This window comes from Streptomyces sp. NPDC005728 (assembly GCF_040630895.1).
Lineage (GTDB): Bacteria > Actinomycetota > Actinomycetes > Streptomycetales > Streptomycetaceae > Streptomyces.
On record NZ_JBEXYL010000117.1, the window covers coordinates 1 to 21,851 of the forward strand.

Consider the following 21,851-nt stretch of genomic DNA (forward strand, 5'->3'; position numbering starts at 1 on the left):
CAGGCTCTATGGGGAGTTCATCACGCGGAATCCGATCTTCTTCGCCCGCACGGAGCGACGAGTGGTCAGCTACTGGTCGTGCTACTACCGCGGAATGGGCGGAAAGTACAGAGTGTTCGGGACCTATCCGGGTTCCACGCTCATGGAGGCGTTCCGGGCTGCCGCATCGGAACACCTGGGCGCGCCGTGGCCGCGCAACACGCCACCGCCGCTGACAGGTGCGGCCGACGGGCTTGCCTGAGCGGTGGTCGCCGCCCCAATCTGGCGAAGGCCATTGTGCCGGCGGGCGAAAGAGCCTGGCGCAAGCGCCGGAGGTCCGCTCGACCCCTGTGAGACATCCCCTGGCCAGAGGTCCAAGTCGCAGCGTGGGGCGTGTGGGCCGTAGACCGGACGTATGGTGCTTCGACCGCCGGTAGAACCGATGCTGGCGCAGGCCCGCGACCAGCTGCCCGCGCCCGGAGCACTGCCCGGCGGTCTCGTCTTCCAGCCCAAGTTATGGACAGGGTTTGAACGTGTCCGTTGTCCGCGTCGGCAGCAGTGTCGAGGTTCGTCCGCAGTGGAGGGGCCTCGACTGACCTATGGCGTCAAGCCTGGAGGGCTTCATCGCGGGAGAGGGCTCGCTTGAGCAGACCCTCCAGCGCGTCCTGCTCGTCCTGCGTCAAGCCGGCGAACAGCGGCTCCTCGGCCAGGACCTTCAGAAGCCGTTCCCGCAGTTCGGTGCCCTCGGGGGTCAGGACAAGCTGCTTGGCCCGGCGGTCGGTGGGGTGAGGGCGGCGCTCTATCAGCCGCAGGCTCTCCAGTTTGTCGATCACGACGGTGGCATTGGAGGGTTCGCAGCTCATCCGTCCGGCCAGCTCGCGCATGGTCATCGGGCCGGTCATCTCGCGCAGAGCCGATGCCTGCGCGACGGTCAGGCCGAGCCCGGTCACCCATTCACGCATGCGCGCATTGCTCTGCATGTCCAGGTCGTGCACCAGCTTGCCCAGCTCCCACTGCGCTTCCGCCTGCTCCTGTGTCATCGCCATGGCTCCAGACTAGCAAGCTGCTTCAAGTCATGATAGATATGATTTAAAGTATTCAAGTCATATGCATCTAGGAAGCCTCATGAACCTCAACCTCACGGGCAAGACCGCCGTCGTCACCGGCGCCAGCCGGGGCATCGGACTGGCCACCGTCCGGACCCTGATCGACGAAGGCGTACGCGTCGTGGGTGCCGCCCGCACCATCACGCCCGAGCTGAAGGAAACCGGCGCCCACGCAGTGTCGGCGGACCTGAGCACCGCGGAAGGCGTCGCCGCCCTCATCGACGGCGCGCTGACCGAACTGGACGGCATCGACCTGCTGGTGAACAACGTGGGCGGCGGCGACGAGGCCGTCATGGGCTTCCTCGACGCCGGAGACACCCAGTGGACCCGCATGTTCGACATCAACGTGCTCGCCACCGTCCGCGCCACGCGCGCGGCCCTGCCCAGCCTGATCGAGCGTCGCGGGGCGATCGTCAATATCTCCTCCACCGTCGCCCGGCTGCCGATCGGGGTCCCGGCCAGCTACAGCGCCGTCAAGGCCGCGGTCACCGCGCTCGGCAAGTCCCTGGCCGAGGAGTTCGGTCCCCAGGGCGTGCGCGTGAACACCGTCTCCCCCGGCCTGGTCCGCACCACCGTCTACGAGGACCCCGACGGCCCCGTCGCCCAGCTGGCCGCAGCAGCAGGTGCTGGCCTCGCCGACTTCGTCCAGCAGATCGCGAAGTCCCAGAACGTCACAACCGGCCGCATGAGCGAAGCCGAGGAGGTCGCGGCGCTGGTCGCGTTCCTGCTGTCCGACGTGGCCGGCAACATCACCGGCGCCGACTACGTCATCGACGGCGGCACCATCAAGACGGTCTGAACCGGCTGTCGAGCCCGCCGAGGCGGGCTCGCAGAATCCAGTACTTCAACCCACAAACACGGAGGTCAGACCGATGGCTCATGTCGTCGTCGCGTCCGCTGAGCGCGCTGTTGACGCTCCCGCGGACGAGGTCTACCGGTACCTGGCAGACATGCAGCTTCACTCCCGATTCCTGCCAGCCCCCTTCTACGACTTCCACGTCGAGGAGGGCAGCGTGGGCGCGGGCAGCGTCGTCCGATTCAAGATCGACTTCGCGGGGGGTGTCCGGGAGCTGCGGATGCAGGTCACCGAGCCGGAGCCGGGTCGAACCCTGGTCCAGGCCGACACAGGTGGCTCCGGGCTCGTGAAAACGTTCACCGTGCCCCCGCGAGGTGGGCAGGCGCTGGTGAACATCACCTCCAGTTTCGATGGCGAGAGCGGCGTCGTCGGCTTCGTCGAGCGGATCATCGCGCCGCGCAGGCTACACCGCGTCTACGCCAAGGAACTCGCCCGCCTCGACGCGCACGCCCGCGAGCAGCACCTCGGTTAACAGCGGCGCGCCGGCTCGAACGGGGCCCGCGGTCTGACGGCTTGCGGGACGGTCTGCACCAGTTTTCAGTGATCAAGGAATAGGAGTTCAGCCATGAAGCTGCTCACCTTCAAAACCACGACCCACAAGGCACAGCCTGCCCGCATCGGCAAGCCGATCAGCGCGGCGGCCATGGAGTCCGTGATCGACGAACCAGGGCCGGTCGAGATCAGGACGATTGGCGCGGACTGGGAGGCCCCTATTACGGGGCTGCTCAACATCAAGCACCCGAAGGCCGTTGCGGCGGGGATCACCGACCACAAGGAGCCGATCAAGATCTACGCCCACGTCGTGCGGCACCCCACGCGCGGCTTCTTCCTGGTGGACACGGGCGTTTCACGGCGGCTGGTGGAGGACCCCGTCGGCGTCGGGGTCGGCATGATGCTGAGGAAATACGGGGGCATCGAGAAGATGAACCCCCAGCAGAGCACCGCGGAGATCATCGAAGCGGAGGGAGTTCCCCTGGATGGGGTCTTCATGACCCATCTCCACCTCGACCACGTTTCCGGACTCCCGGACGTTGCCAAGGACGTCCCCATCTACACGGGCGCCGATGAGGCGGAGGCGTCGCTCTTCCTGAACCTGTTCGCTCAGGGAACGAACAACCACCTCCTGGCCGGACGGCCGCCGCTTGAGGAACTGCAGTTCACCAAGGACCCGGGCGCAAGGCTCGAAGGTGTCAACGACGTGTTCGGCGACGGTTCGTTCTTCGCGATCCTCACTCCCGGGCACACCACCGGACACGTCGCCTACCTCGCCCGCACCGCGGCGGGCCCGGTACTCATGACCGGCGACGTCAGCCACACGCGCTGGGGATGGGACAACGGCGTCGAGCCCGGAACCTACATGCAGGAGCGCGAAGCCAGCGTCAAGAGCCTGCTCGCCCTGAAGGCACTCAGCGAGCGCCACCCGAACATGATCGTGAGGCTGGGGCACCAGGAGTAGGCAGCGCGGCCCAGGCGGGGCTGACAGCAACCGATGCCGAAACGATCAGGTAGTCAGGAGCGACGGTTGGCGCTGTCCCAGCGGCTGACCACGGCACTCGCCTCCTTGGTCGGCCCGTGCCTGGTCCCAGTCTCTCCAGCCGCTGGTGGCTCGCGCGTCGCTGTTGGGGAGTGACGCTGAAGACCGCGAGTGTTCGGCTCAGAGGCTGCCCGGGCGGACCAGGCCGGTTCTCTTGACGCCGGTCAGGATGGGCGTGACGTCGATGGTGGTGACGTGTTCGAGGGCGCCGATGGTGTCGCTCAGGAAGTGGTAGAGCGCGTCGAGGTCGGCTGCCGCGACGGCCACGAGGAGGTTGGCGGGGCCGGTGGTGGCGGAGGCAAAGCGGACCTGGGGGTGGCGGCTAAGCTGCTGTCCCGTCTCCTCCAGACCGCCGGGGGCGACGGTGATCCACAGGAGGGCCTCGGTGCGGATACCCAGCCGGGCGAGGTCGACCTCGGTGGCGAGTCTGAGGACCTGGCCGCCGACCAGGGCCTCCAGTCTGCGCCGCGCGGTGAGGGCGGTGGTGTCGGCGCGGTGGGCGAGGTCGGTATAGGAGGCGCGTCCGTCCTCGACCAGAGCGGCGATCAGCTGATGGTCGACGGGCTGGAGGGCGGGCCGGGCGGGAGCCGTGGGCATCTCCGGGCGCAGGCCGGCCAGTTCGGTCTCCGTGAGCAGACCGCCGCTCCAGTCGAAGGCTGCTGGGAAGACCCGTAGCAGGACATGTGAGGTCCAGGACTGGACCGCGGGGGTGGCGGGGAGGTCGCGCAGCAGCAGGTTGTTGCGGGCGTCCGGGCCGTCCAGGAACAGGATGGTGCAGATTTCGTCCCCGCCGCCGAGGACGTCCACCCAGATGGTGTCGGGGCGGCGGGCGAGGGTGGCGGCGATGGCGCTGATCCGGTTGGGCTTGCAGCGGATGCGCAGGGCCAGCGGGATCAGATCGGGGAAGTGCACGGGGTTGCGCACGGCCGTGGCCCGCAGGGTCCCGTCGCCGAACAGCGGTGCCGAACGTCGCACCACGGTGCGCTCCGAGATACCGAGAACGCGGCCGACCGTACGCCACGAGGCGCGCGGGGCGGCCAGCATCGCGGCGGCGATCCGGCTGTCCGTCTCATTCAACTGATGGCGCACTTTCTCCACAGTTCAAGATTTTATGTCTTGCTTCCTCGATTCGTAGTGGTATTTCTGGCTCAGATTTTCGCTCCGGCCTAGAAATATCTCAGAGCAACCGAGACGAGAGAGGGCAGGTGAGCACGATGACCGGTACCGGTATCGAGCACATGGTCGTGGACACCGAGCGGGGCAAGGTCAGGGGCGTCGCGGAGGGCGAGGCGGTCTCCTTCCGTGGCATCCCGTACGCCGCGTCGCCGGTGGGCGAGTTGCGGTTCGCGCCGCCGCAGCCGCACCCGGGCTGGACGGAGGTGCGGGATGTGGCACAGGCCGGGCCGTCTGTGCCGCAGGCGGCCTCCCGGCTGGAGAAGGTGCAGGGGCCGCGCGTGCCGGACTGGAACGAGGACGGCAGCCTGACGGTCAACGTCTTCATCCCGCGCCGGGCACTCAAGGACGGCGCGGCCCGCCCGGTCCTGGTGTGGTGGCACGGCGGCGGCTTCACCAGCGGCTCCGGCGGCTGGGACTGGTACGACGGCGCCCGCCTCGCCGCCCTAGGCGACATCGTGGTGGTCACCGCCAACTACCGTGTCGGGCCGCTGGGGTACCTCTACCTGCCGGAGATCGGCGCCGCCAACCTCGGCCCTCAGGACCAGGCCGCCGTGCTGCGCTGGGTGCAGGACAACATCGCCTCCTTCGGCGGCGATCCGCGCACCGTGACCGTCGGCGGGCAGTCCGCCGGGGCCTACTCCTCCCTGATGCTGGCCCTCGACCCCGCGACGAACGGATCGATCACCCGGGTGCTGCTGCAGAGCGGCCCCTTCGGCCTGAACCCGCAGGATGCGCACCAGGCCGCCGAGAACGCCGACGCTTACCTGCGTCTGCTGGGCATCCCGGCCGGCACGGACACCGCGAAGGCCCTGCGTGCCCTGCCCGTCGAGCAGCTGCTGGACGCCTATGGCCGACTCTCCGGCCAGCTCGCGGCGCCGGGTAACGCGGCCCCGCCAATGTACCCGGTCCTCGGCGCCCCGGGCATGCCCCGCACCCGGCAACAGGCGCTCGCGGACGGCGCGTTGGAGGGCAAGGCGCTGCTGATCGGCACCACCCGCGACGAGGCGACGGCCTTCACCGCTTTCGACCCCCGCATCCAGAACCTCACCACCACCGGTGCCCTGGACCTGCTCACCGCCCAGAGCGGCTGGCAGGCCGCCCAGGACGTCTACCAGCAGCACGCCGCCCGCCTCGACGAGCGGGCGACGCCGGCGCAGATCTTCACCGCGGTGCTGACCGACGGGCTCTTCTGCGACGGTTCGCTGGAGGTGGCCGACCACCATGCGGCTGGCGGCAACACCAGCTACGTCTACGAGTTCGACTACGCACCCGCCGAGGACCCGTACGCCCTGGGCGCCACCCACTGCGCCGAACTGCCCTTCCTCTTCAACACCTTCGACGCCTACCCCGGCAGCCCCGCCCTCGCCGGGGCCGGAGACGCCGAGCGCGCCCTGGGCCGCGAATTCGCCACCGCGATCGCCGAGTTCGTCACCACTGGTACGGCCCACGACTGGCTGCCGTACGCCCCCGCGACCGCCGCCCGTATCCGCCACTTCTCCTGAGAGAGGCGGCCGTCATGAAGCACATCTTCCGCAAGCCGACCCTTCCTCACTGGGCCGAGTTCCTGACCCTGCTGGCCACCATCTACGCCTCGGATCGGCTGTACTCCCTGACCATCGCCGACCGGTTCGCGACCTGGAACCAGTGGGTTCGCCCGCTGCCCTTCACCCTGGCGTCCATCGCGCTGCTCGTCTTCTGCGTGATGCCGGGCGCTGGCAGGCTCTGGAAGACCCTGTATGCGAAGGCCCTGCACACCGGCGCCACCACCTGACGCCCACCCCGCTTCCTCGCCCCCCGGGGGGCCAGTTCAGTCCACTGTGTCGTGACTGGCCCTGTCCCGGCCCTGCATGTGCCCGCTGGGATGGGCGCAGGATCCGCTGCCGCCGCTACGAGAGGCCCTCGATGACCATGCCGCGTTCTCGCTCGTTCGTGCAGGTCGACGTGTTTTCCACGCTCCCCTATCGTGGCAACCCCGTCGCGGTCGTCCTGGACGGCACGGACCTGAGCGACGAGGACATGCAGCGACTGGCGCGCTGGACGAACCTGTCCGAGACCACGTTCGTCCTGCCCCCTACCGTGCCGGAGGCGGACTACCGACTGCGGATCTTCACACCCGAGGCCGAGCTGCCGTTCGCCGGACACCCCACCCTCGGCTCCGCCCGCGCCTGGCTGGACGACGGCGGCACCCCCCAGCACGCCGACCGGATCGTGCAGGAGTGCGCGGCCGGCCTGGTCACCGTGCGCCGCGGCGAGGACACTCTGTCCTTCGCGGCCCCGCCGCGGGTGCGCGACGGGGCGCTCGACGACGCCTATCTGGACCAGGTCGTGGCCGCGTTCGGCATCACGCGGGAGCGGGTCCTGGCGCACCAGTGGGTGGACAACGGGCCCGGCTGGGCCGTGGTCCGGTTGGCCACCGCCGAGGAGGTCCTCGCCCTGGAACCCGACCTCTCCCTCATCCCGACCGCGATGGTAGGCGCGATCGGGGCCCACCCCGAGGGAGGCGAGCACCACTTCGAGCTGCGCACCTTCGCCCCCGGCGCCGGAGTTGCCGAGGACCCCGCGTGCGGCAGCATGAACGCCGGCGTCGGGCAGTGGCTGACCGCCTCCGGCGCCGCGCCCTCCTCCTATCGGGTCTCCCAGGGCGCGAGGCTGGGGCGGGCCGCCAGTATCGAGATCACCGCCGATATGGACGGCACCGTCTGGGTCAGTGGCGCCGCCACCGTCTGCATCCGCGGCATCATCACCCTCTGACCGCCTTGCCGCCCGCTCATGTCGTGTCGGGGGAGAGCGTCTTCATGGTGACGTAGCTGGTCACCGTGGCCACGGCGGGCAGGGCGGCCAACTGGTTGGCGTGGAAGTCCTCATAGGCGGGCAGGTCGGCGACCTCGACCTGGAGCAGGTAGTCGAAGTTGCCGGTGATGTGGTGGCAGGCGACCACCTCGGGCAGCCGGGTGATCCCGTGCTCGAACGCGACGACGTCCGCGCGGGTGTGCCGCATCAGCCGGACCCCGGCGAACACCCGCAGGTTGCGGCCGACCGCGGCGGGATCGATCAGCGCCCGGTAACCGCGGATGACCCCGGCTTCCTCCAGCTGCCGCACGCGCCGCAGGCACGGTGACGGCGACAGCCCGACCCGGGCGGCCAGCTCGTTATTGCTGATGCGGCCGTTGCTTTCGAGTACGGCCAGAATCAACCGGTCCACCTCATCCATGGCGGCAGATTATTGCGCCAGGCGACCGAGTACCACAATCGCGGGCCCTCGGTGAGCGCAATTTGCTGCCAAAGTTGCCGCGAGCAGTCCATTTCTGGGCGTCGGTCGCCCACGCTTCATGGCGTCACCTCAACGGTCCACGGAGGGCAGCCATGCCGGGCAAGAGCACCATCACCGTCCACGCCGATCGCGAGATCCATCCCAGCCGTGCCGTGGCACCGCCCATCTACCAGACGGCGACGTTCTGGGCCGAGGACGGCGAGACGTTCGCGCAGGGCGCCATCGAACCGCGCGGCAAGGACTTCTACACCCGCTTCGGCAACCCCAACCACGCACAGGTCGCGGCCGTCGTCGCGGAGCTGGAGGGCGCCGAAGCGGCCATGGTCACCGCGTCCGGGATGGCCGCGCTCACCACCACCGTGCTGGCCCTGGTCTCCGCCGGCGACCACGTCATCGGGCAGAAGTCCACCTACGGCGGCACGGCCTCAGTACTGATGAACCTGCTGCCGCGCCTGGGCGTGTCGACCACCGTGGTCGACCAGACCGACCCGGAGGCGTTCGAGAAGGCCCTGACCCCCAAAACCCGCCTGATCCTGGTGGAGACGCCGAGCAACCCGCTGCTGCAGATCACCGACCTGCGCGCCGTCGCGGACCTGGCCCGCGCCCACAACGTGCTGACCGTGGCGGACAACACCTTCGCCACCCCGCTCAACCAGCGCCCGGCCGAGTTCGGCATCGACCTGGTCTGGCACAGCGCGACCAAATACCTCAACGGCCACTCCGACGTCTCCGCCGGAGTGATCGCCGGACCGGCAGAACTCCTCAACCGGATCTGGGACGTCGGCCTGCTCACCGGCGCCGCCCTCGGCCCGATCGATGCCTGGCTGCTGCTGCGCGGCATGCGCACCCTGCCCTTGCGCGTGCCCCGGCACAACGCCAACGGCCAGGCCCTCGCCGAGGCGCTGCAGGAGCATCCCGCCGTGGCCAAGGTGTACTACCCCGGCCTGGCGACCCACCCGCAGCACAAGCTGGCCGCCGACCAGATGAGCGGCTTCGGCGGGGTGCTCGGCATCGAGTTCACCGGCGGCTTCGAGATGGCCGACGCCTTCCTCGGCCACCTGCGCTACCCCCGCCGCTCAGCCAGCCTCGGCGGCGTGGAATCCCTAGCCGTACACCCGGCGTCCATGTGGCGCGGCATGCTCAGCGAGGACCAGATCGCCGAGTCGGTCCCGCTGGGCCTGGTCCGGCTGGCCGCGGGCACCGAGGACACCGCCGACCTGGTCGCCGACGCACTGGCCGCCGCCGACGCCGTGCACGCCACCGCGGCGAGTGCCTGAATCACCCCAGACAGCGCAGGCCGCACGCTGCGGCGACGCCATACACCCGTGCGCGCAGGTCCAGGTACACGTGACCGGCGCGGGTCCCGACACGGCCGGCCCCTGAGAGTCCAGCAGCTCAACGAAGAGGTGCATCTCCTTGTCCCACCTGCACAATCATCGACTCGCCAGCCCCACACCCGCCGACGAAAGCGACGGTGACACGCCTCGCAGCGGCACCCCGCTTGCTCGGGGGCTCAAGCAGCGTCACCTGTCGATGATCGCCCTCGGCGGTGGCAGGTGAGCAGCTGTCGTTCGAGAGCGCAGGTGGTGTCGTGCTCGGGGCCCGGCCGGACGCGGCCGGCCACACCGGGGAGACCCACACCGTCCAGCCGTCCGGGGCCGAGATGACCTGCACGTTCCCGCCGTGGTGCTTGTGTTTCCCGGACCACCAAAGATCGGCACCGTTCGGCCGGCGGCCGCGACACGGTCTGTGCGGATCACGGTGCCGTCCAGGTTCAGATGGGTGTACCCAGCCGCCGCAGCCCGCTCCAGTGCGGTGGACAGATCGGGCGCGTGGTCGGCGAGCACGGTCAGCCCCTCATGCAGGTAGCGGTACGCGGTCGGCACCGAGATGCCGTTGTCCCGGGCGAGCTGGACCAGCCGGATGCCGTCGACGAACCAGCGCAGCACCAGCACCGCCTGTTTGAAGACGCCCAGAGCGCGGGTGCCCCTGCGGGTTCCGAGCCGCTTGCGGTGCCCGCGCAGCAGCTTCGCGAGATGCTCGGCGGTCGCCCTGCGGACATCGAGCACAGCGGTATAGGTGATGGGAGCCCACGTGGAGCCTCTGGTTGTACGGAACGTGATCTTCGCAGACCTGTTCCTACAGGGGCTTCACCTCTGTCCGACACCAGGTCACCACCTCGCCGTCCGGCGCGTGATCACGCACCGCAACGGTCATGTTGCCGAGGAGACCTCAATACCAGGGGCGGGATTCTCGCCTATCTGATGCCGGGTCAAGCTCGTCTGAGGTCCCTAATCGGGAAGATCTCAAATCTGTCGGACGGGCGGCATACTCTGAGCCCCGGCCGCACTATCTGGGGGAGAGTCATGACAAGTAGGTTCACCGAGTTGGTCGTTGACTGCCACGATCCGGAGAGGCTCGCGGCCTTCTGGTGCGAGGTCCTGGACTTCGAGGTCATCGACCAGAGCGAGGGCAAGGTCGAGATCGGCTCCTGGGTGCCGACCGTCGAGGATGTTCGGGCCCGCCAGATGCCGCCCACCCTGCTGTTCATCCAGGTGCCCGAGGGCAAGACCGTGAAGAACCGGCTTCACCTCGACGTCAGCCCGATCGACGGCAGCACCGAGGACGAGGTGACCAGATTGCTCGGCCTCGGCGCCACCAAGACGAATGTGGGCCAGGGCTCAGACCGAAACTGGGTGGTCATGGCAGACCCCGAGGGCAACGAGTTCGACGTCCTGCGCACCCTGGCACCGCGGGACTAGGCCGCGAGCGAGCATCCGCACCCAGTCGCACACCTCAACCGTCACGTTGCCGAGACGATCTCAGTGGTACGCGATCACGATGTTCTCGCGGGGAGGGCTTCAGGCCGAACGTGCGGAGCCGTATCCCCCAAGGACAAGAACTCCGCCCGCGTGATGCCCGTCCGGGCAGGCCTGAACCCGGCTGGTGTCGAGGGCGTAAGACCCGCTGAGGCGGGGCCTCAGCGGGCAGCCTGAGCCAGGAATCTCCCTCCCTTCAGGGAGGAGAGCAGTCAAAGCGCGGCTTCGACGACGAAGAGCTGGGCGTTGGTGCCCGTGCAGGGTTCGGCGACGGCCTCCGTGCCCGCGGCGGTGCTCGCGGCTCTGATGCCCACGCAGGTCTTGCCGGTGATCTGGATCAGGTAGGTCCGGCCGACGGGCTTCCGGGATGTTGCGGCCTGCTCGGTGCTACCGGCGCCGGACGTGCCGGGCTTCGCCGGGACGAAACGGAAGGCGGTGGTCCGCTCGCATGCCTCCCAGGGTTCGAGCAGCCCCTTGCCGGTCCCGGAGGTGAGCGCCTTCAGGCAGCCCTTTCCCTGGTCGGGGCGGTACCAGGAGATGCGGTAGGCGTCCTTGCCCACCGGATCCAGGGTCGTGGTCTGCGGCGCCAGTTCGTTGCACGGGCGCTGCACGGCGACGAGGGAGTCGTACCGCCCGTCCGGGACCTGCCCGTCCGTGACGCACAGGCCGGGGGAACCGAGCGGCCGAAGGAGGACCTGCCCGCGCGGCAGCCGCGCCGAGCCGGCCCGGTCCGCGGACGCCTCCGAGCCGCCGAAGTCCCACAGGGACCAGGTGACGGCCGTGACCAGCGCGGCGGCGAGGAGGGACGCGGCGAGGACGCGCGTACGGCGGGCGCCCGCAAGACGCCGGGGCGAGCCCGGATCCCTCACCGCCGAGAGGCCGCCGCCTCCCGGGCCCTTCGAGCGCCGCGAACTGCCCGAGTCCCCTGAGGCCTGCGCCGGTGCCGCGGTTTCGGCGGCCCGCTGCCGGGCGGCCAGCCAGTCGTCCATGTGATCGCCCTCCCCGCAGGCGCGCACGAACGCCGCCAGCAGCTCTGGCCGTGGCAGCGAGCCGTGCCGCAGCACGTCGGCCAGCGTGCTGCGCGGCAGCAGCTCGCCGTGCCGGGCGGCGCGCTCCTCGAGCTGTCGGTACGTCAGCCGGGAGCGCGCCTTCAGCTCGCGCAGCTCCGCGTTCAGGTCCGTCGCGGTCCGCAACTCCTGCAACGCGAGTGATCTCTGGTCCATGAGACCCATGGTTGTTGTGGGCCTGTCATGGAACAAAACTCTTTCCGGACAACGTGCACCGGGTGCTAGCGCGCCTTCGGCGCGGTGTAGCCGAGGACCCGGCCGGCCGTGGCGGGCTGGGTCTTCTTGTAGGTGAGCTGTTCGAGGGAGGTGTTGCCCTCCACCGAGTGGTAGACCTTCCGGGTGGAGTTGTACGAGGTCACGACGCCCACATGGTCGGCGCGGCCGTCGCCGTTGTTGTCGTAGGACACGACGTCACCGGGCTTCGGCCTGTACGTGTTCGCCGCCACCTGCGCCTTGGGGTGCCAGGTTCCGTTGGACCTGCCGTAGGTGCGGAAGGAGTCGGCGGCCGCGTTCAGACCGGTGATGTTCGCCTTGCCCCAGTACCAGGTGTACTTGGCGAAATCCGCGCACCAGGCGCGCGAGGTCCACTTGACGCTGGTCCACGTCTTCTTCCAGGCGCCGTTGACCTTGATGTACACGTAACCCTTGCTCGTCCCACACGCCTGGCGGTTGGTGATCGTCCCGGTGCGGGGAGCGCTGGTGTGGTCCCAGCGGAGGTTGGCCTTGGCCGTCCAGAAGCCGGTGTAGAAGTTGCAGTTGTTCCGCTCGCTGTCGCCGCCCTTGGCGTCGCCCTCGTACTTTCGCTTCTGCACTTCGGCGTTGGTGCTCGTGTACTGGCCCAGCGCCTGCTCGGCTATCAACGTCCCCGGGGCGGGGGCCGCTTGGGCCGGGCCGGCCATGACGAGGCTGCCCAGGCTCATGGCCAGGGCCGCCCCCGCGACGACCGTGGTCTTCGCCGTCTTCATCGCAGACATCCCATGCTTCCTTCCGTCGGTCGGTGCCGGTCCCGAGGACGGGTCCGGCTGACAGACCGAAAGGCTGGCCGGGGGTGTTCGGGGCGGACAATGGATGGAGGTGTCCGGGACATGTCCGGGACACCGGTGGCCCGTCCGGCCTGGTCACAGGCTGTCCGAGCGGCACGCGGCGGTGGCCGGGACACCGTGCAGCCGACCGGTGCGCCCGGCTGCTGCGCCGCCTGTCCGCCGTCGGCGGCACCGAGACCATCGCCGAGGTGCCGGACGAGATCGACGATGACGAACTGCCCCGCGTCGCACCGCGGGCGGCGTGGGGTGCGGCGCTGACGGAGCCGGGCGAACGGCCCGCCGCCACCGGAGAGCCCGCGTGGGTCACTGGCGGAACTCCTCGACGCGCGGACTTCGCCCGTGTCGCGATTTCAGCACGCGCCTGCTGACCAGAATCAGCCATGCGGCAGTGGAGTCAGGTGGACGGCCGCCGCTCACCGTGACCTCTGCGGTCGTCCGGCAGTCCTCGGGCGGCGCCTCGACGCCGGGCCTTCCCGCGCCGCAATCAATGTGATTCACATCACCTGACTCTTTGCATGGAGACGCCAACGTGTCACGATTTCCGCACGCCTTCCCTGCCCAAAAATCGCCGTGCGACGGCAGATTGAGTTTGTGTCAGGTCTACGGGCGCCACACCTCGGCTGTACTTTCCAGGCACTTGCCGGACATTGAGCCCTTCTCAGTAACCCCTCGCGGGTGAGCACATCCTCCGACCGCGCTCCGGCCGCACCGTCGGCATGCGCTCCATCGACGAGTGCCCGGCCGAGGTTGCACTTCCGCTGTTCCCTCCGCGACCACGGTCGCGTGACCGGCTGAGCCGGACCTTTCGAGAAAGCGGTGGGCCCGGACCAGGCGTTCGGGCGCACCGGTGAGGAACCATCACATCTGGAGCACCAGTGAAGATAGCGGTATCTGGCACGTACTCCTCGGGCAAGACCTCGACGGTGATGGCCTTGTCGCACTACACCGGCGTTCCACGCAGCCTTGCCCGGACGATCCGGGAGATCATGCCGGAGACCTTCCCGGGCCTGAAGCTGGTGGACGTGAAACCGGCGCAGTTCCTCCAGCTCACCATGCGCCGGCACACCGGTCGTGCCGTCCAGGAAGCGCTGCTGGGAGACAACTTCATCTCGGACGGCTCCTCCCTCCAGGAATGGCTGTACGGGGCGGGCCGGGTGAAGTTCAACACCATGAACCCGAACGCCACCGCGGACAACGAGGGCGGTCGGGCAAAGGTGGCCCCGCAGGAGATGGCCTTCTTCGCGGAGGTCGTCGAGCAGTACGGACAGGCCTTCAAGAAGCACGTCAAGGACACGTACGACGCTTACGTCCACCTGCGGCACGAACTGACGATCACCGCGGACGGTCATCGGCCGATGAACAACGAGTTCCGCGCGACCATCGACACGATGCTGCTGGAAACGCTGGACGAGCTGGAAATCCCGTATCACGTCGTCGGCGGGAGCATGCCGGAGCGCCTCGAAAGCATTGCGCAGATCTTCGGCCTGAAGCCGGTCATGAGTACGGCGCAGGCCATCGAGCTGGCCCGGCAGGAGTACGGCCGGCAGGACTTCCGCATGGAGACCGAACGCGTTCCCGCCCAGGCGTGAGCTGCTCACTCTCTAGGAGAACAACCGATGGAAAAGCCGCCCACAAAGCCGCCCACAATCGCCATTGCCTACCACTCCGGCAGGGGGCACACCGAGGTGCTGGCGCAGGCCGTCCGGGCCGGTGCCGAGGCCGCGGGCGCCGAGGTGACCATGGTGACCGTCGAGGCCATGGACGACGCCCAGTGGGAGACCCTCGACGCGACCGACGCGATCATCTTCGGATCGCCCACCTACATGGGGTCGGCGTCGGGCCAGTTCCACACCTTCGCCGCGTCGACCAACAAGCGCTGGGCGCGGCAGGCGTGGAAGGACAAGCTCGGTTCGGGGTTCACCATCGGCGCCTGCAAGGCGGGTGACAAGGATTCCACCCTGGGCTATTTCGCGACCCTCGGCCACCAGCACGGGATGATCTGGGTCAGTCTCGGCCTGCTTCCGGGCTGGCACCTCAGCCATGAGAGCGAGAACGACCTGAACCGCCTCGGGTACTTCAACGGCGCCGCCGGGACCCTGGCCGGCGACCTGCCCGCCGACGCCGTGCACAAGGCGGACATCGCTACGGCCGAGCACCTGGGGCAGCGTGTCGCCGAGCAGACGGCGATTTTCCTCGCGGGACGCGCGGCAGTGGCGGACCGGTAGCAGACGAGAAGAGAGAGCTGACATGACGACAGAGCAGCAGTCCACCCAGGCGGTCCTGGACTCGTTCTTCGAGAAGTTCGGGGCCGGTGATCTGCCGGGCCTGCTGGAGCTGTTCGCCGAAAAGGTGGACTTCCGCGTCCCGGGAAGTCCGAACGTGCCGTGGACGGGCACGCGGGCTGCCAAGGCGGAGATCTCCGAATTCTTCCAGATCTTCCCGAAGGTGCTGACGGGGCCGGAGAGTTTCGCCCTCAAGGCCCGCATCGTCGACGGCCCGGACGCGGTGGTGATCGCGGAATCCGTCTGGGGTGTCCTTTCCACCGGAAAGAAGTTCACCAACGGCTACGCCCTGCACCTCACCGTCGAGGACGGCAGCATCATCCGGTACCACATGTACGAGGACAGCTACGCCATAGCAGAAGCGTTCGCCGAATGACCCGTCCGGGACCCCGAGCCCAGGCGACGGGCCCGGACGGCTTTTCCTCGGCGGGAAAGGGGCACCTGTGCCCGTTCTGGAACTTGCCTCCATAGACGACTTCCTCGGCCCGCGAGAGGGCCGGTTCCTCGGTGAGGGATTCAAGCGGGTCGAGCATTGTCTGAGCGATCTCACGGTGTCGCCCGGAGACGAAGGCGCCGCAGGGATCGAAGCCACGGCCCGCATCGCCATCCCCAGTCTTTGGTCGCGCAAGGGCGAGCAGCGGCCCAAACCCCATCTGAGCACCATCGACGCGATGCTCTTCGCCGCCCAGCTCACCGGCCTGTACGCGGCCCACACGTATCTGCTCGCGCCCGGCTCCCGGTTCGCCGTGCAGTCGGTGGACCTGAAGGCCGGCTCCAGCCCGGACGAGGACGAACTCGAGAAGTTCCCGGTCAGCGGGCGGCTCGTGGCCGCCGACCGCAGCGGCGAGGAGTGGTCGACCACGCTGGAGTGCCGGATCGGATCGCTGTCGGCCAGGGTGCGAGCCCGGCACAGCGCGGGCCGCGCTGCGGCCCGCACCGGGGACGTGTACCGCCGGGCGGAGGAACTGCCCGGGCCCTGGAACAACGCGCCGTTCGGCATCCCGCACGACATGCGGCATCAACTGCTCACCGCGGTGCGCGTCACGGCGGACAGCGTGGAGGACGCCCAGGCGTCCGCCCGCGTCACCCTGGCCCCGAACCGGGCGGCCACCGTCCCGGAGGGCACCCCGGCGACCATGATCGACGCCTTTGTCGCCGCCATGCAGCTCGGCCAGGTCCTCCTCTACACGCTGGACGACATCGAGCGGGCCCACAGCAACAACCTGTGGATGCGGCGCACCCGCATCACGGCCGGCGCGGCACCCGTGCGGCCCGGCGACGAGGTGACCGCCTCGCTGGAACGGCCCATGCTCCTGCCGTCCTCGGCCGGTATGTGGCGCAGGGCCGATGTGGTCGGCAGCCTGCACGGCGTCGAGGCACGGGCCAGCGTCGCGCATCTGTTACCGCAGTCCCGTCCGCACAGCACCCCGTCGCAGAGGTGGTAGTCATGAGCGCTCGCGCTGCCGTTCTGGCCGGGCTGGGCGGCTATCTGCCGCCCCGCACCGTCACCAACGAAGAACTGTCCCGCCGCCTCGACACGAGCGACGAGTGGATCCGCACGCGGACCGGGATCGAGCGGCGGCACGTCGCCGATCCGGGCGTGAGCACCGGCGACCTGGCCGTCGAGGCGGGCCACCGGGCGCTGAAGTCGGCCGGCGGCGGATCGGACGCCGCCGACATGGTGATCGTGGCCACCGCGACCCCGGACCAGCCGGTCCCGGCCACCGCGCCGGAAGTGGCGGCCCGCCTCGGCCTCGGCTCGGCCGCCGCCTTCGACGTGCAGGCCGGGTGCTCGGGTTTCCTCTACGGGCTCGCCACCGCGTCCGCCGCGCTCGTGGCCGGTCACGCCGAACGCGTCCTCCTCATCGGTGCGGAGGTCTTCTCCACCGTGCTCAACCCCGCCGACCGCACCACGGCGGTGATCTTCGGCGACGGCGCCGGTGCCGTCGTCCTGCGCGCCGGAACAGCCGACGAGCCCGGTGCCGTGCTGGCCCTCGACCTGGGTGCCGACGGCACCGGAAAGGACCTGATCACCATCCCCGGCGGCGGTGCCCGACAGCGTTCCACCGGTCAGCAGCCGCACCCGGACGCCGGGTACATCCATATGCGCGGCAAGGAGACCTTCGCCCACGCCGTCCAGCGGATGGCGGTGTCGTCGCAGGTCGTGCTCGACAGGGTGGGCTGGAGCGCGGACCGGGTCGACCATGTGGTCGGCCACCAGGCGAACCTGCGCATCCTGCACACGCTGGCGCTGCAACTGGGCGTGGACAAGAAACGCGTGGTCTCCCACATCCAGGAGGCCGGCAACACCTCGTCCGCCTCCATCCCGCTGGCCCTGGCCGACGCCGGCGCGCGCGGCCGTTTCCAGAGGGGCGACCGGCTGCTGCTGACCGCCTTCGGCGCCGGCCTGACGTGGGGCTCGGCCGCCCTGACGTGGCCGGGTCTGACCCCTGCCTGACAGCCACACCCTGTTCCCGAAAGGAAGCGTCATGACGCACCGTACGTCCGTACGGCCCGAGCCCATCCTCGATGTTCTGCGAACCAACTTCGAGGTCCCCGACGACACATCGGCCGACACCGACTTCGAGAGCCTCGACTTGGATTCCCTGGTCCTGATCGAGCTGGCGGTCATCCTGACGAAGCAGTACGGCGTCCAGGTGACCGGGGAGGAGCTGGCCACCGCCGGCACGGTGGCCAAGGTCGCCGAGCTGCTGTCCGCGAAGGGCGCGAACGGCTGATCCAACGCCCGATCACTGCTGCGTATGCATGCCTTGTCTCGCGTCCACCCGCCCCCGTCGACGCGCTGCCGCGTCAGGACCCGGCCTCCGTGCGTGGTGAAGAAGGCCCACCGGCCGTGGGCGCCCCGTTCAAGCAGGCATCAACGATGACACCGTGGAGAACGAATGTCCGCACATCTCGGAATCGAAGAAGCGTACTCGGCCGTCGAGAAAGCGTCCGCACTGCTCGACGTGCCCTGCTCACGTGACAGGCTCTGGCCGATCCTGAACGTGTTCACCCCGTTCGAGGGCGGGTTCATCTTCAGCGCGACCGCCGGAGAACGCGGAGAAGATCTCGACCTCACCATCCAGGTGCCTCGAAGCATCGCCGACCCGTATGCCCACGCCGTGTCGAACGGCTTGATCCCCAAGACGGACCATCCCGTCGCCTCCCTGCTCTCGGACCTGCAGAAGGGATGCTCCGTCGACGAGTGCCTCATCGACGTCGGAGTCGTCGGCGGATTCAACAAGATCTACGTGCACTTCCCCCGTGACATACAGGGGGTGGCACAGCTCTGCGAACTCCCGTCCATGCCGCGCGCTCTGGCCGACAACGCCGGCTACTTCGCCCGCCACGGCCTGGACGGCGTGGCGATGATCGCGATCGACTACCGGAACCACACCACGAACCTCTACTTCCCGACCCCTGGCGGCCTCGAACCCCAGACCATCCGGTCGCTGGTTCGCGGACTCGGACTGCCGGAGCCGGAAGAGGAGCTGGTGGAGTCCGCCACCAAGACGTTCAGGGTCTATTTCACCCTCGGCTGGGATTCCTCGACGATCGAGCGGATCAGCTTCGCCCGCACCTTGGATCTGCCCCTGATCCGCGCCCGGGAGCCGGAATTCGCGCGATTCATGACAGGTACTCCGTACACGTACGACGGCGATCGTTTCAGCATCTCGATCGTCAAGTGGTCGCCCGGAGGGGCATGGTTCAACGGTGGCTCGTACTACCAGTTCGGGCCGCTGCAGCGGGAGGTATTCCGCAACTTCCTCAAAAAGTAGGCGCCATGGGCACGTACGCGTGCCTCCCTACGGCAAGGAAAGCATCGAGCTCATGACTGATCACAGTGACGGGACACGCGCCCTGCGCGTCGCGCACGACTTCTACCACGCCCTGCAGGCCAAGGACATCGACGCGTTCGCGGATCTGTGGACAGCTGACGCCGTGTACCGGGTTCCGGTCACCCCGGACGGCGTTCCCGGTGAGTTCGCCGGGCGCGACATCATCGTGGGCGCGCTCGGCCAGTTCTTCGCGCTCTTCGGCGACACACGGATCACGTGGGACGCCGAAGTGATGGCCGACCCCCGGCAGGTGCTCGCCACCTGGACGCTGGAGATCGAACTGCTCACCGGTGGCACCTACCGGAACCGGGGGGCGTCGGTCTTCCGGCTGGAGGGGGACCGGATCGCCGAGTACACGGAGTACGTCGACACCGCCGCGTTCCTCGGGATCTTCGCCGCCAAGACCCAGACGGCGCACCGGTTCTTCGCGTTGCTCCACGGCAAGGACATCGACGCCTGGGGCGAACTCTGGCACGACCGCGGTGAGATCACCCTGCCGCAGCCCGTCGTTGAGGGGTATCCGTCCCGGATCGAGGGCAAGGACGAGATCGTCGCGGCGTACCGGAAGCTGTTCTCGGTGTACGAGACGTTCGACACGGAACTGACCGGTGTCCACCCCGCCGTGAACTCCGACGCGGTCTGTGTGGAGTACACGGTCCACGCGAAACTCGTCAACGGAGCGGTGTACACCAACGACCACATAGCGGTCTTCCGGTTCCAGGACGGGTTGATCAGCGCGTACCGCGACTCCTTCGACCCCCGTCGATTCCAGGACGTCATCGACGCCCTTTCCGCGGGGAATTCATGACGAGCGGCGGGCCGCTCGCGTGATGACGTAGTCGACTCAAGCGATCGTCGATCGGATGTCAAGCGGACCGCGTGTGGAGATGCTTGACGGTGGTGGATGATGACCTACGCCCGGACATGATCGACGATTGCAGCCGCGGGACTCCTTGTGCACGAAGCTCCTGCTGACCACGGAGGGACCCAAGCCCGAAGTCATTTCCGAAGTCATTGAGGTCGACCGAGGTTCGACCGCTCGAACCGTTCGTCCTGCGCTTCTTCTCGGTTCCGTTTCGGCCAGAAGCGCACCGAACGCGGACTTCGACTTCCCGGCTTCGGATCCCTTCCGCTGCCCTCATCGCCGCCATCGCCCCCAGCCGCAGCGCCGCGGAGCCGGCGGGAATGTCCGCATGGAAGGCTCGGCCACAGATCACTCAGAGGAGACGCAAGGCAATGAGTACCGTGGGCAAAGAATTACGGGGCGGGTCCGATGGCCCTGTCGCTGCTATCCCTCGGCGTTGGCTGGCGCTGACCGTACTGGCGGCCATGCAGTTCATGCTCGTCATGGACATCACCGTGGTGAACGTCGCGCTCCCCGACATCCAGGCCGACCTGGACTTCTCCCAGGAGGGTCTCGCGTGGGTGGTCAACGCCTACGTGCTGGTGGCCGGTGGCTTCCTGCTGCTGGGCGGGCGGCTGGCCGACATGTTCGGCCGTCGGCGGGTGTTCATGGCCGGCGTGCTGGTGTTCGGCGTGGCGTCGGCCGCATGCGGTGCCGCGACCGCCTCCTGGATGCTGGTCACCAGCCGGTTCGTCCAGGGCCTGGGTGAGGCGCTGGCCGGCCCGGCGGCGCTCGGGCTGATCCCCGTACTGTTCCCCGACCGTAAGGAGCGCACGAAGGCCCTGGGTATCTGGGGCGGTCTGTCGGCGGTGGCCGGGTCGATCGGCTCGCTCGTCGGCGGAATCATGACCGACCTGGTGAGCTGGCGCTGGGTTTTCTTCATCAACATCCCCATCGCGGTGATCGCGCTGATCATGGTGCCGCGCGTGATGTCGGAGAACCGGATGGCCCGCGAAGGCCGCCGGCTCGACGCGGTCGGGGCGGTCACCGCCACCGGGGGCCTGGTCGCGGTGGTGTACGGCCTGCTCCAGGCCGCCGACCACGCGTGGGGCTCCGGACGGGTGCTGCTGCCGCTGCTGGGCGGAATCGCCTTGCTGGTCTTCATGGTCGTGTGGGAGGCCCGTACTCCTGACCCGATGATCCCCCTGCGGTTCTTCGCCAACCGCACCCGGGTGACGACCAACGTCGTGAGCGTGGCCATCTTCGCGGCCTTCTTCACCTACATGTTCCTGTTCACGCTGTACGTCCAGCAGGTGCACGACTACTCCCCGATGAAGACGGGACTGGCCTACCTGCCGCTGACCCTCACGGCGTTCGTCGGCGCGGGCATGTCCACCGTGCTGATGCCCCGCATCGGCGTGAAGCCGGTGATGGCCGTCGCCTTCCTCGGCGGCGCCGCGGCCCTGGTCGTCGCCGCCTCCGGCTTCGCGCCCGACGCCTCCTTCGTCAGCGGGTTCATGCCCGGGCTGCTGATGTTCGGCTTCTTCAACGGCCTCGCCTACCCGGCCCTGATCAACGGAGCGCTGCACGAGGTCACCGGTCAGGACTCGGGCCTGGCCTCCGGCGTCCAGACCGCCATGCAGCAGGCCGGCGCGGCACTCGGCCTGGCGACCCTGGTCCCCTTCGCCTTCCGCTACGTCAACCACCACGTCGCGGACGGAACGCTCCCGCAGGTCGCGCGGACCGACGGATACGCGCTGACGTTCCGCATCGGTGCCGGCGTACTCGCCGTCGGGGCCGTGCTCATCCTCGTGCTGCTGGAGAAGGTGAGCGGCGAGATGCGCGACCCGCTCGCCGAAGCCGCCGAAGCCTCCACCGACGAGGCGGCGGCCGAGCCCTCCAGCAGCGGCGCCACCAGGTGAGCGACGCCTGAGGCGGGTGCCGCGCAAGCGGCACACCGACCACGGTTCAGGTGGCGGCGGGAGAGGAGGCGGGAGATCCGTGTACGCAGGCGTGCCACTGGCCAGTGCCC

The 21,851-nt window shown here is 68.8% G+C and carries 22 protein-coding genes and 3 pseudogenes; 19 read left to right on the forward strand and 6 right to left on the reverse strand.

Annotated features, from left to right (window positions below):
* Positions 1 to 241 (forward strand): annotated as a pseudogene (locus ABZ471_RS41520) (hypothetical protein); the annotation flags it as partial.
* A 343-nt stretch (positions 242 to 584) separates the two neighbouring features.
* Here ABZ471_RS41520 and ABZ471_RS41525 read toward each other — a convergent pair.
* Positions 585 to 1,019, reverse strand: a complete 435-nt coding sequence (locus ABZ471_RS41525) for a MarR family transcriptional regulator (protein WP_359074187.1) — start codon at positions 1,017 to 1,019, stop codon at positions 585 to 587.
* Positions 1,020 to 1,104: 85 nt separating this feature from the next.
* Here ABZ471_RS41525 and ABZ471_RS41530 point away from each other — a divergent pair, with 85 nt between their 5' ends.
* The 3 genes from ABZ471_RS41530 (at position 1,105) to ABZ471_RS41540 (ending at position 3,397) form a co-directional block, all read left to right on the forward strand.
* Positions 1,105 to 1,884 (forward strand): oxidoreductase, encoded by a 780-nt coding sequence (locus tag ABZ471_RS41530; protein ID WP_359074151.1) that lies wholly within the window; start codon positions 1,105 to 1,107, stop codon positions 1,882 to 1,884.
* 73 nt (positions 1,885 to 1,957) lie between these two features.
* Positions 1,958 to 2,413: an SRPBCC family protein gene (locus ABZ471_RS41535; protein WP_359074153.1), complete on the forward strand. Its 456-nt coding sequence runs from the start codon at positions 1,958 to 1,960 to the stop codon at positions 2,411 to 2,413.
* Positions 2,414 to 2,506: 93 nt separating this feature from the next.
* The gene (locus tag ABZ471_RS41540; protein ID WP_359074155.1) at positions 2,507 to 3,397 is read left to right on the forward strand and encodes an MBL fold metallo-hydrolase; all 891 of its coding nucleotides are present in this window, start codon (positions 2,507 to 2,509) and stop codon (positions 3,395 to 3,397) included.
* A 198-nt stretch (positions 3,398 to 3,595) separates the two neighbouring features.
* Here the strand turns inward: ABZ471_RS41540 and ABZ471_RS41545 are convergent, their stop codons facing one another.
* Complete coding sequence (locus ABZ471_RS41545; protein ID WP_359074188.1) at positions 3,596 to 4,519, reverse strand: Lrp/AsnC family transcriptional regulator; 924 nt, start codon at positions 4,517 to 4,519, stop codon at positions 3,596 to 3,598.
* Between the two features lie 170 nt (positions 4,520 to 4,689).
* On the opposite strand from ABZ471_RS41545, the gene ABZ471_RS41550 reads away from it, so the two are divergent.
* From ABZ471_RS41550 to ABZ471_RS41560, 3 genes are all read left to right on the forward strand, one after another.
* Complete coding sequence (locus tag ABZ471_RS41550) at positions 4,690 to 6,153, forward strand: carboxylesterase family protein (protein WP_359074157.1); 1,464 nt, start codon at positions 4,690 to 4,692, stop codon at positions 6,151 to 6,153.
* Between the two features lie 14 nt (positions 6,154 to 6,167).
* Entirely contained in the window at positions 6,168 to 6,422 is a 255-nt protein-coding gene (locus tag ABZ471_RS41555; protein WP_359074158.1) for a hypothetical protein, read from the forward strand.
* Between the two features lie 131 nt (positions 6,423 to 6,553).
* On the forward strand, positions 6,554 to 7,402 hold the full coding sequence (locus tag ABZ471_RS41560; protein ID WP_359074159.1) for a PhzF family phenazine biosynthesis protein: 849 nt from the start codon (positions 6,554 to 6,556) through the stop codon (positions 7,400 to 7,402).
* 16 nt (positions 7,403 to 7,418) lie between these two features.
* Here ABZ471_RS41560 and ABZ471_RS41565 read toward each other — a convergent pair whose 3' ends face one another.
* Positions 7,419 to 7,862 carry an Lrp/AsnC family transcriptional regulator gene (locus tag ABZ471_RS41565; protein ID WP_359074161.1) on the reverse strand — a complete coding sequence of 148 codons (444 nt, stop codon included), beginning with the start codon at positions 7,860 to 7,862 and terminating at the stop codon, positions 7,419 to 7,421.
* 152 nt (positions 7,863 to 8,014) lie between these two features.
* Here ABZ471_RS41565 and ABZ471_RS41570 point away from each other — a divergent pair, with 152 nt between their 5' ends.
* Positions 8,015 to 9,199 carry an aminotransferase class I/II-fold pyridoxal phosphate-dependent enzyme gene (locus ABZ471_RS41570; protein WP_359074163.1) on the forward strand — a complete coding sequence of 395 codons (1,185 nt, stop codon included), beginning with the start codon at positions 8,015 to 8,017 and terminating at the stop codon, positions 9,197 to 9,199.
* A gap of 340 nt (positions 9,200 to 9,539) precedes the next feature.
* Here the strand turns inward: ABZ471_RS41570 and ABZ471_RS41575 are convergent.
* Positions 9,540 to 10,045 (reverse strand): annotated as a pseudogene (locus ABZ471_RS41575) (transposase family protein); the annotation flags it as partial.
* Between the two features lie 243 nt (positions 10,046 to 10,288).
* Here ABZ471_RS41575 and ABZ471_RS41580 point away from each other — a divergent pair.
* Together ABZ471_RS41580 and ABZ471_RS41585 are read left to right on the forward strand one after the other, a co-directional pair.
* On the forward strand, positions 10,289 to 10,684 hold the full coding sequence (locus tag ABZ471_RS41580) for a VOC family protein (protein ID WP_359074165.1): 396 nt from the start codon (positions 10,289 to 10,291) through the stop codon (positions 10,682 to 10,684).
* Between the two features lie 108 nt (positions 10,685 to 10,792).
* Positions 10,793 to 10,918 (forward strand): annotated as a pseudogene (locus tag ABZ471_RS41585) (RNA-guided endonuclease TnpB family protein); the annotation flags it as partial.
* 35 nt (positions 10,919 to 10,953) lie between these two features.
* Here ABZ471_RS41585 and ABZ471_RS41590 read toward each other — a convergent pair.
* Together ABZ471_RS41590 and ABZ471_RS41595 are read right to left on the reverse strand one after the other, a co-directional pair.
* Positions 10,954 to 11,964, reverse strand: coding sequence for an XRE family transcriptional regulator (locus ABZ471_RS41590; protein WP_359074167.1), 1,011 nt, complete (start codon positions 11,962 to 11,964; stop codon positions 10,954 to 10,956).
* 65 nt (positions 11,965 to 12,029) lie between these two features.
* Positions 12,030 to 12,782: a CHAP domain-containing protein gene (locus ABZ471_RS41595; protein ID WP_359074168.1), complete on the reverse strand. Its 753-nt coding sequence runs from the start codon at positions 12,780 to 12,782 to the stop codon at positions 12,030 to 12,032.
* A gap of 944 nt (positions 12,783 to 13,726) precedes the next feature.
* Here ABZ471_RS41595 and ABZ471_RS41600 point away from each other — a divergent pair.
* The 9 genes from ABZ471_RS41600 to ABZ471_RS41640 all read left to right on the forward strand — a co-directional run bounded on the left by ABZ471_RS41600 (position 13,727) and on the right by ABZ471_RS41640 (position 21,741).
* On the forward strand, positions 13,727 to 14,440 hold the full coding sequence (locus ABZ471_RS41600; protein WP_359074171.1) for an AAA family ATPase: 714 nt from the start codon (positions 13,727 to 13,729) through the stop codon (positions 14,438 to 14,440).
* A 27-nt stretch (positions 14,441 to 14,467) separates the two neighbouring features.
* Entirely contained in the window at positions 14,468 to 15,076 is a 609-nt protein-coding gene (locus ABZ471_RS41605) for a flavodoxin family protein (RefSeq protein WP_359074172.1), read from the forward strand.
* Positions 15,077 to 15,098: 22 nt separating this feature from the next.
* Positions 15,099 to 15,509, forward strand: coding sequence for a nuclear transport factor 2 family protein (locus ABZ471_RS41610; protein WP_359074174.1), 411 nt, complete (start codon positions 15,099 to 15,101; stop codon positions 15,507 to 15,509).
* A gap of 67 nt (positions 15,510 to 15,576) precedes the next feature.
* Positions 15,577 to 16,578 carry an AvrD family protein gene (locus ABZ471_RS41615; protein ID WP_359074176.1) on the forward strand — a complete coding sequence of 334 codons (1,002 nt, stop codon included), beginning with the start codon at positions 15,577 to 15,579 and terminating at the stop codon, positions 16,576 to 16,578.
* Positions 16,579 to 16,580: 2 nt separating this feature from the next.
* Positions 16,581 to 17,591 (forward strand): beta-ketoacyl-ACP synthase III, encoded by a 1,011-nt coding sequence (locus ABZ471_RS41620; protein WP_359074178.1) that lies wholly within the window; start codon positions 16,581 to 16,583, stop codon positions 17,589 to 17,591.
* Positions 17,592 to 17,622: 31 nt separating this feature from the next.
* The gene (locus tag ABZ471_RS41625; RefSeq protein ID WP_359074180.1) at positions 17,623 to 17,871 is read left to right on the forward strand and encodes an acyl carrier protein; all 249 of its coding nucleotides are present in this window, start codon (positions 17,623 to 17,625) and stop codon (positions 17,869 to 17,871) included.
* A 165-nt stretch (positions 17,872 to 18,036) separates the two neighbouring features.
* Entirely contained in the window at positions 18,037 to 18,915 is an 879-nt protein-coding gene (locus ABZ471_RS41630) for an aromatic prenyltransferase (RefSeq protein WP_359074182.1), read from the forward strand.
* 52 nt (positions 18,916 to 18,967) lie between these two features.
* Positions 18,968 to 19,783 carry a nuclear transport factor 2 family protein gene (locus ABZ471_RS41635; protein ID WP_359074183.1) on the forward strand — a complete coding sequence of 272 codons (816 nt, stop codon included), beginning with the start codon at positions 18,968 to 18,970 and terminating at the stop codon, positions 19,781 to 19,783.
* Between the two features lie 428 nt (positions 19,784 to 20,211).
* The gene (locus ABZ471_RS41640) at positions 20,212 to 21,741 is read left to right on the forward strand and encodes an MFS transporter (RefSeq protein WP_359074185.1); all 1,530 of its coding nucleotides are present in this window, start codon (positions 20,212 to 20,214) and stop codon (positions 21,739 to 21,741) included.
* Positions 21,742 to 21,851: the final 110 nt, after the last annotated feature.

Coding starts and splice junctions, on each gene's coding strand:
- ABZ471_RS41525 (WP_359074187.1), bottom strand. CDS start 1,019: ATGACACAGGAGCAGGCGGAAGCGCAGTGGGAGCTGGGCAAGCTGGTG.
- ABZ471_RS41530 (WP_359074151.1), top strand. CDS start 1,105: ATGAACCTCAACCTCACGGGCAAGACCGCCGTCGTCACCGGCGCCAGC.
- ABZ471_RS41535 (WP_359074153.1), top strand. CDS start 1,958: ATGGCTCATGTCGTCGTCGCGTCCGCTGAGCGCGCTGTTGACGCTCCC.
- ABZ471_RS41540 (WP_359074155.1), top strand. CDS start 2,507: ATGAAGCTGCTCACCTTCAAAACCACGACCCACAAGGCACAGCCTGCC.
- ABZ471_RS41545 (WP_359074188.1), bottom strand. CDS start 4,519: ATGCTGGCCGCCCCGCGCGCCTCGTGGCGTACGGTCGGCCGCGTTCTC.
- ABZ471_RS41550 (WP_359074157.1), top strand. CDS start 4,690: ATGACCGGTACCGGTATCGAGCACATGGTCGTGGACACCGAGCGGGGC.
- ABZ471_RS41555 (WP_359074158.1), top strand. CDS start 6,168: ATGAAGCACATCTTCCGCAAGCCGACCCTTCCTCACTGGGCCGAGTTC.
- ABZ471_RS41560 (WP_359074159.1), top strand. CDS start 6,554: ATGACCATGCCGCGTTCTCGCTCGTTCGTGCAGGTCGACGTGTTTTCC.
- ABZ471_RS41565 (WP_359074161.1), bottom strand. CDS start 7,862: ATGGATGAGGTGGACCGGTTGATTCTGGCCGTACTCGAAAGCAACGGC.
- ABZ471_RS41570 (WP_359074163.1), top strand. CDS start 8,015: ATGCCGGGCAAGAGCACCATCACCGTCCACGCCGATCGCGAGATCCAT.
- ABZ471_RS41580 (WP_359074165.1), top strand. CDS start 10,289: ATGACAAGTAGGTTCACCGAGTTGGTCGTTGACTGCCACGATCCGGAG.
- ABZ471_RS41590 (WP_359074167.1), bottom strand. CDS start 11,964: ATGGACCAGAGATCACTCGCGTTGCAGGAGTTGCGGACCGCGACGGAC.
- ABZ471_RS41595 (WP_359074168.1), bottom strand. CDS start 12,782: ATGTCTGCGATGAAGACGGCGAAGACCACGGTCGTCGCGGGGGCGGCC.
- ABZ471_RS41605 (WP_359074172.1), top strand. CDS start 14,468: ATGGAAAAGCCGCCCACAAAGCCGCCCACAATCGCCATTGCCTACCAC.
- ABZ471_RS41610 (WP_359074174.1), top strand. CDS start 15,099: ATGACGACAGAGCAGCAGTCCACCCAGGCGGTCCTGGACTCGTTCTTC.
- ABZ471_RS41620 (WP_359074178.1), top strand. CDS start 16,581: ATGAGCGCTCGCGCTGCCGTTCTGGCCGGGCTGGGCGGCTATCTGCCG.
- ABZ471_RS41625 (WP_359074180.1), top strand. CDS start 17,623: ATGACGCACCGTACGTCCGTACGGCCCGAGCCCATCCTCGATGTTCTG.
- ABZ471_RS41630 (WP_359074182.1), top strand. CDS start 18,037: ATGTCCGCACATCTCGGAATCGAAGAAGCGTACTCGGCCGTCGAGAAA.
- ABZ471_RS41635 (WP_359074183.1), top strand. CDS start 18,968: ATGACTGATCACAGTGACGGGACACGCGCCCTGCGCGTCGCGCACGAC.
- ABZ471_RS41640 (WP_359074185.1), top strand. CDS start 20,212: ATGAGTACCGTGGGCAAAGAATTACGGGGCGGGTCCGATGGCCCTGTC.